Origin of the sequence: Yersinia sp. 2542 StPb PI, assembly GCF_048593855.1 — a bacterium.
Taxonomy (GTDB): domain Bacteria; phylum Pseudomonadota; class Gammaproteobacteria; order Enterobacterales; family Enterobacteriaceae; genus Yersinia; species Yersinia enterocolitica_E.
Window position 1 is genome coordinate 35,825 of record NZ_JAZGQA010000013.1, and the last position, 6,798, is coordinate 42,622.

Consider the following 6,798-nt stretch of genomic DNA (forward strand, 5'->3'; position numbering starts at 1 on the left):
AGGGCGAATCGAACTGAGCAAGCCCATTTTAGATTATAAAAACTAATCCAAATTGTAGAGTGTCGACCGCGTTGCATTTTTCGAAACAAACAACTGGTTGGAAGATCAACTCCACGTCTTTTTGCTGCAATCATCACATTAATGCAGTTTTTTGTGTCGTAGCATCCTGCCAAGCAAAATACATAATTCTTAGGAATTTTAATCTGCAAGGCTATGAAAGATGAAAATTTACAGTGACTTACCAATAACTATCAATGATGTAATTGATGCACAAAAACGATTGAGAGGGCATATCTACAAAACAGGATTAGCGAGGTCGAATTATCTGAGTGAGCGCTGTCATGGCGAGATTTATCTGAAGTTTGAGAACATGCAACGTACCGGGTCATTCAAAATTCGCGGTGCATTCAATAAGCTCAGCTCACTCAGCGAAGAGGAGAGAAGGCAAGGGGTTGTGGCTTGTTCGGCGGGTAATCATGCGCAAGGGGTTTCTTTATCCTGTGCCATGTTGGGGATTAACAGCAAGGTGGTGATGCCAAATTGCGCCCCTAAATCAAAAATTGCGGCGACCAGTGAATATTCTGCACAGGTGGTGCTACATGGTGAGAATTTCAACGATACCATAGCAAAAGCCAGTGAAATTATTGAAATGGAACACCGTATTTTTATTCACCCTTTCGATGATGAAAAAGTGATTGCTGGTCAGGGCACTATCGGGCTGGAAATACTTGAAGATCTCTATGATGTCGATAATGTGATTGTCCCTATTGGTGGCGGTGGATTAATTGCCGGTATCGCGCTGGCAATTAAATCTATTAATCCAACCATTAATATTATTGGCGTCCAGTCAGAGAATGTTCACGGCATGGCGGCATCTTATTATAGCGGCAGTATTACTAATCATCGTAAAACCGGTACGCTTGCCGATGGTTGTGATGTGACTCGCCCAGGTACGTTACCTTTTGAAATCGTCAAAACATTGGTTACCGACATTGTACTGGTCAGTGAAGATGAAATAAGAAAAAGTATGATTGACCTTATTCAGCGTAACAAGATTATTACCGAAGGTGCAGGTGCATTAGCATCCGCAGCATTATTAAGCGGAAAACTAAAAGATTATATCACCGGCAAAAAGACCGTCAGCATTATATCAGGCGGCAATATTGATTTATCGCGCGTATCACAAATAACGGGATTAGGCAGTATTTCGTAAAATATATTAATAAGGAATTTATTAATGGATATCGATAATGCTATTACAACCACTACCGCAATCGAAACAAAAACGTGGCGTAAATCAGATACAACCTGGACTTTGGGATTATTTGGCACAGCAATAGGGGCAGGCGTTTTATTCTTTCCAATCCGCGCAGGTTTCGGCGGTTTAATTCCTATTTTAATTATGTTGGTGTTGGCTTATCCGATTGCCTTTCTCTGTCATCGGGCATTGGCGCGTTTATGTTTATCTGGCAGTAACTGTTCAGGCAATATTACGGAGACCGTGGAAGAACACTTCGGTAAAACCGGTGGTGTGGTGATTACCTTCCTCTATTTTTTCGCAATTTGTCCGTTGTTGTGGATTTACGGCGTAACCATCACCAATACCTTTATGACCTTCTGGGAACATCAACTCCAACTGGCTCCGCTAAACCGTGGTGTGGTGGCGCTGGCGTTGCTATTGCTGATGGCTGGGGTGATTTACTTCGGTAAAGACCTGATGGTTAAGGTGATGAGTTTTCTGGTATTTCCGTTTATTACTTGTCTGGTATTAATCTCACTCTCACTGATCCCTTACTGGAATGCCTCGGTTATTGAGCAGGTGGATTTGAGCCAGATTTCTCTGCTAGGACACGATGGCATACTGGTGACGGTGTGGTTGGGTATTTCCATCATGGTGTTCTCTTTCAATTTCTCGCCGATTGTCTCTTCTTTCGTGGTCTCAAAGCGTGAAGAATATGAACCGGAGTTTGGCCGGGATTTTACTGAGAAAAAATGCTCTCAGATTATTAGTAAGGCCAGCATGTTGATGGTGGCTGTGGTGATGTTCTTTGCCTTTAGCTGCCTGTTTACGCTGTCGCCGCAAAATATGGCAGAAGCTAAGGCACAAAATATTCCAGTGCTGTCTTATCTGGCAAACCATTTTTCTGCCATGTCTGGTAGCAAATCGACCTTCTCCATTACGCTGGAATATGCCGCTTCACTGATTGCGCTGGTCGCTATTTTTAAATCTTTCTTCGGACATTATCTCGGTACGTTGGAAGGTCTCAATGGTCTGATTATTAAGTTCGGCTACCAAGGCGATAAAACTAAAATATCCGGTGGCAAGCTTAATCTGGTCAGTATGTTTTTCATCATGGGATCAACCTGGGTGGTGGCTTATCTCAACCCGAATATCCTTGATTTGATTGAAGCCATGGGGGCACCAATTATCGCCTCACTACTGTGTCTGCTGCCTATGTACGCCGTTCATAAACTGCCTTCTCTGGCCCGTTTCAGAGGCCGGCCAGAAAACTATTTTGTTACCCTCGTCGGTCTGCTGACCATCTTCAACATCGTCTACAAATTAATATAAGTACGGCGCTTAAAAGTCCGTGTTTTGCCCAAAAAACACGGGCGGAGTAATCACATGACATTAAATCCTACAGTTTTGGTTATTAACTGTGGTTCATCATCCATTAAATTTTCAGTGCTGACCGCCGACAATTGTGACGCGGTAATCTGCGGGATTGCCGACGGTATTGGCACTGAAAAACCTTTTTTGCGGATTGATAGAGTCACTCAATTTCAATTGGCTCAATGGAATTATGTTGATGCATTGGCAGCGATTGCCGATGAGCTGGAAAAGCGTGGCCTTAATAAATCAATTTCGCTGATTGGCCACCGTATTGCCCATGGTGGTGAAATATTCAGTGAATCAGTGCTGATTGATGATTGGGTGGTGGAGGAAATCAAAAAGGTTTCGCCACTGGCTCCGCTGCATAACTACGCCAATTTGCACGGCGTTGAGGCGGCACGCCAGCTATTTCCCGGCATTAAACAAGTCGCCGTATTTGATACCGGTTTTCATCAAACATTAAAACCGGAGGCTTATCTCTATGCGCTACCTTACCGCTATTTCCGCGAACAGGGGGTACGACGTTATGGTTTTCATGGCACGTCGTATCGCTATGTGGCAGGGCTTGCCGCGAGTTTCTTCGGATTTGATGGGAGCGATTGCGGCCTGATTATCGCTCACTTGGGGAATGGTGCATCTGTCTGCGCGGTTCAGGACGGCAAAAGCGTTGATACATCGATGGGCATGACCCCATTGGACGGTTTGGTCATGGGAACACGCAGTGGTGATGTGGACTTTGGCGCACTGGCATATCTGGCGCGCCAAACCGGGAAAAGTCTGGAAGATCTGGATCATATGCTTAATAAGGAGTCCGGTTTATTGGGGATCTCCGGTCTGTCTGCTGATATGCGGACGCTGGAGAAAGCCTATCACGAGGGGCATGAAGCGGCGCGTCTGGCGATACATACTTTTGTGCACCGCCTTGCACGCCATATTGGCGGACATATCAGTTCGCTGCGCCGGTTCGACGGCCTGATTCTGACCGGGGGAATTGGCGAAAACTCATCGCTTATCCGTCAGTTAACGCTGGAGCATCTGGCCGTTTTTGGTATCGACATCGATCACGGTAAAAACAACCGGCTACAGCATGGAACCTCTCATGTCATCACTACCGCCCGCTCACGGGTCGTTGCCGCAGTTATCCCCACCAATGAAGAAAAAATGATTGCGCTTGATGCGGTCCGCCTTGGCTACGCACAACAGAGCGCAGCGGTTCCCGAGGCTGTTTTTTGACCCTAAAGCCCATGAAATCACCAGCTATATTCTGTTTATTGGAGTTTGTTCATGAAGATTGATGTTGATGTAAATAATAAAAAATATGCCGATGCATGGCTCGGATTTAGCGGGAACAATTGGCATAGCGAAATTAATGTCAGAGATTTTATCCAGCAGAACTATCAACCTTATGAAGGTGATGAGTCGTTTCTCTCCGGCGCCACCCCTGCGACCCAAAAATTGTGGGAGCAGGTTATGGAGGGGATTCGTTTGGAGAATGCGACTCATGCGCCGGTAGACTTTGATGATGATATTGCCACCACCATCACTGCCCATAAAGCAGGTTACATTGAACAACAGCTGGAAAAAATCGTCGGGCTACAGACCGATAAACCCCTGAAGCGTGCGTTACATCCTTTTGGCGGTATCAACATGGTGCAAAGCGCATTTGACGCCTATGGCCGTGAGATGGATGCCAACTTCAAATATATCTTCACTGATTTACGTAAAACCCATAATCAAGGCGTGTTCGATGTTTATTCGCCTGAGATGCTGAAATGTCGTAAATCCGGCATTTTGACCGGCCTGCCGGATGGCTATGGGCGAGGGCGTATTATTGGCGACTATCGGCGTATCGCACTGTATGGCATTGCCTATCTGGTGCGGGAACGTGAGCTACAGTTTGCCGATTTACAGCCACAACTTGAGCAAGGTATTGAGTTGGAAAGTGTGATTCGCCTGCGCGAAGAGCTGGCTGAGCATCGCCACGCGCTGTTGCAGATTCAAACCATGGCCGCTCGCTACGGTTGCGATATTTCAGGACCGGCCAAAAATGCTCAAGAAGCTATTCAGTGGCTCTATTTTGGTTATCTGGCCGCGGTGAAATCGCAAAATGGTGGTGCGATGTCACTGGGCCGCACCGCGACATTCCTCGATATTTATATCGAGCGCGATTTAGCCAACGGGGTGTTGAGCGAGCAGCAGGCGCAAGAGCTTATTGATCACTTCATCATGAAGATTCGCATGGTGCGTTTCCTGCGGACACCTGAGTTTGATTCACTGTTCTCCGGTGATCCGATTTGGGCCACGGAAGTGCTGGGCGGAATGGGCTTGGATGGCCGAACCTTAGTGACCAAAAATACCTTCCGTTATCTCAATACGTTGGAAACCATGGGGCCAGCGCCGGAGCCTAATTTAACCATTTTATGGTCGGAGGCGTTGCCACAGGCATTTAAGCGTTATGCGGCCAATGTCTCGATTCAGACATCTTCGTTGCAATATGAAAATGATGATCTGATGCGGCCAGATTTTAATAGCGACGATTATGCGATTGCCTGCTGTGTTAGCCCGATGGTGATCGGTAAGCAGATGCAATTCTTTGGTGCGCGCGCCAATCTGGCTAAAACGCTGCTGTATTGCATCAATGGTGGCATGGATGAAAAGCTCAAAATTCAGGTCGGCCCGAAATGTGCCCCGATGACCGATGACGTGCTGGACTATGAGCGGGTGATGGCTAGCCTCAACGTGTTTATGGATTGGTTAGCGGTGCAATATATCAGCGCCCTGAATCTCATCCATTATATGCATGACAAATACAGCTACGAAGCGTCACTGATGGCACTACATGATCGCGATGTTTATCGCACCATGGCCTGCGGTATCGCCGGGCTTTCGGTAGCGGCGGATTCGCTTTCAGCCATTAAATACGCCAAGGTTAAACCAATCCGTGATGCCGATGGGCTGGCTGTCGATTTTACCATTGAGGGCGAATATCCTCAGTACGGTAACAACGACGAGCGTGTCGATAGTATTGCTTGTGATTTAGTTGAACGTTTTATGAAGAAAATCAGCAAGCTGCCAACCTATCGCCATGCAGTGCCGACGCAGTCAATTCTGACTATTACCTCTAATGTGGTGTATGGACAGAAAACGGGTAATACCCCCGACGGCCGACGCGACGGTATGTCATTCGCACCAGGTGCTAACCCTATGCATGGCCGTGATCGCAAAGGGGCCGTGGCATCACTCACCTCTGTCAGTAAGCTGCCGTTCAAATATGCCAAAGATGGGATTTCTTACACGTTCTCGATTGTCCCTGCGGCCTTGGGCAAGGACTCGGCGGTGCGTAATAATAATCTGGTCGGCCTGCTGGATGGTTATTTCCACCATGATGAGTCGATGGAAGGTGGGCAGCATCTTAATGTCAATGTCATGAATCGCGACATGCTGCTGGATGCCATCGAACATCCAGAAAACTATCCAAATCTCACCATCCGTGTTTCTGGTTATGCCGTACGTTTTAACGCCCTGACGCCCGAGCAGCAGCAGGATGTGGTCTCCCGAACCTTCACCAACACGTTATAATTGTTAGCCCCTCCCTAACAAGAGGGGCCAATAGCTTATCTCTGCGTATTTCGCACTTTAATCCGGCTTTACGTTGCTGTGATAATGACATCGCTTCGGTCCCCGGAATCACCTGATGATGCAGTTTGATTTGATGAATTGCGCGTTTTAAAGTCATATCTCAGCAAATTCGAGAATTAAAATCAGAGAGTTAGAATAAAGCTGACGACAAAACCATTACTTCATTCGTACGTGTTTTACACTAATATTGAAATCCGAGAATGGATTATCTTTAAAGCTTATCACCCTCTGGTTCTCAGTGAAAATACGTGCAGTATAGTGTGACAAATATAATAACCTGTTGAGGAGGCAATTTCTTAATCCTCCTGATTTTAGGATGTAAAATTAAGCTGCTGATAATCCATCCTTATTTCTGTCAGAGAGTATACTTCACATGATCGAAGTGCCTTTTTTCTGCCCGATAAACAAAATGGATTTTTTGTCAAAAATGTCAAAATAATTTTTTGATCGACTAAAAAATGATTGTATCTAAACTTTATATTTATTTTGCCGATAACTCATTATCAACTGGATGATGGCTTGATATTGTCGTTGTGTTAGGCGAG

At 46.0% G+C, this 6,798-nt stretch carries 4 protein-coding genes; all 4 read left to right on the forward strand.

The window, feature by feature from the left end; genetic code table 11:
• Positions 1–220 precede the first annotated feature (220 nt).
• From tdcB to pflB, 4 genes are read left to right on the forward strand one after another with little or no spacing between them, the layout of a single operon-like run.
• Positions 221–1,213, forward strand: a complete 993-nt coding sequence (gene tdcB / locus V1952_RS03535) for a bifunctional threonine ammonia-lyase/L-serine ammonia-lyase TdcB (RefSeq protein WP_372559961.1) — start codon at positions 221–223, stop codon at positions 1,211–1,213.
• A 24-nt stretch (positions 1,214–1,237) separates the two neighbouring features.
• Positions 1,238–2,572, forward strand: a complete 1,335-nt coding sequence (tdcC, locus tag V1952_RS03540; protein ID WP_372559960.1) for a threonine/serine transporter TdcC — start codon at positions 1,238–1,240, stop codon at positions 2,570–2,572.
• 54 nt (positions 2,573–2,626) lie between these two features.
• A complete protein-coding gene (gene tdcD, locus V1952_RS03545; RefSeq protein WP_420070990.1) occupies positions 2,627–3,847 on the forward strand; it encodes a propionate kinase in 1,221 nt (406 codons plus the stop codon).
• A 51-nt stretch (positions 3,848–3,898) separates the two neighbouring features.
• Positions 3,899–6,193 carry a formate C-acetyltransferase gene (gene pflB / locus V1952_RS03550; protein ID WP_420074321.1) on the forward strand — a complete coding sequence of 765 codons (2,295 nt, stop codon included), beginning with the start codon at positions 3,899–3,901 and terminating at the stop codon, positions 6,191–6,193.
• Positions 6,194–6,798 lie beyond the last annotated feature (605 nt).

Bases quoted from the DNA above. Each gene is read 5' to 3' on its own strand.
- pflB (WP_420074321.1), top strand. From the start codon at position 3,899: ATGAAGATTGATGTTGATGTAAATAATAAAAAATATGCCGATGCATGG.
- tdcB (WP_372559961.1), top strand. From the start codon at position 221: ATGAAAATTTACAGTGACTTACCAATAACTATCAATGATGTAATTGAT.
- tdcC (WP_372559960.1), top strand. From the start codon at position 1,238: ATGGATATCGATAATGCTATTACAACCACTACCGCAATCGAAACAAAA.
- tdcD (WP_420070990.1), top strand. From the start codon at position 2,627: ATGACATTAAATCCTACAGTTTTGGTTATTAACTGTGGTTCATCATCC.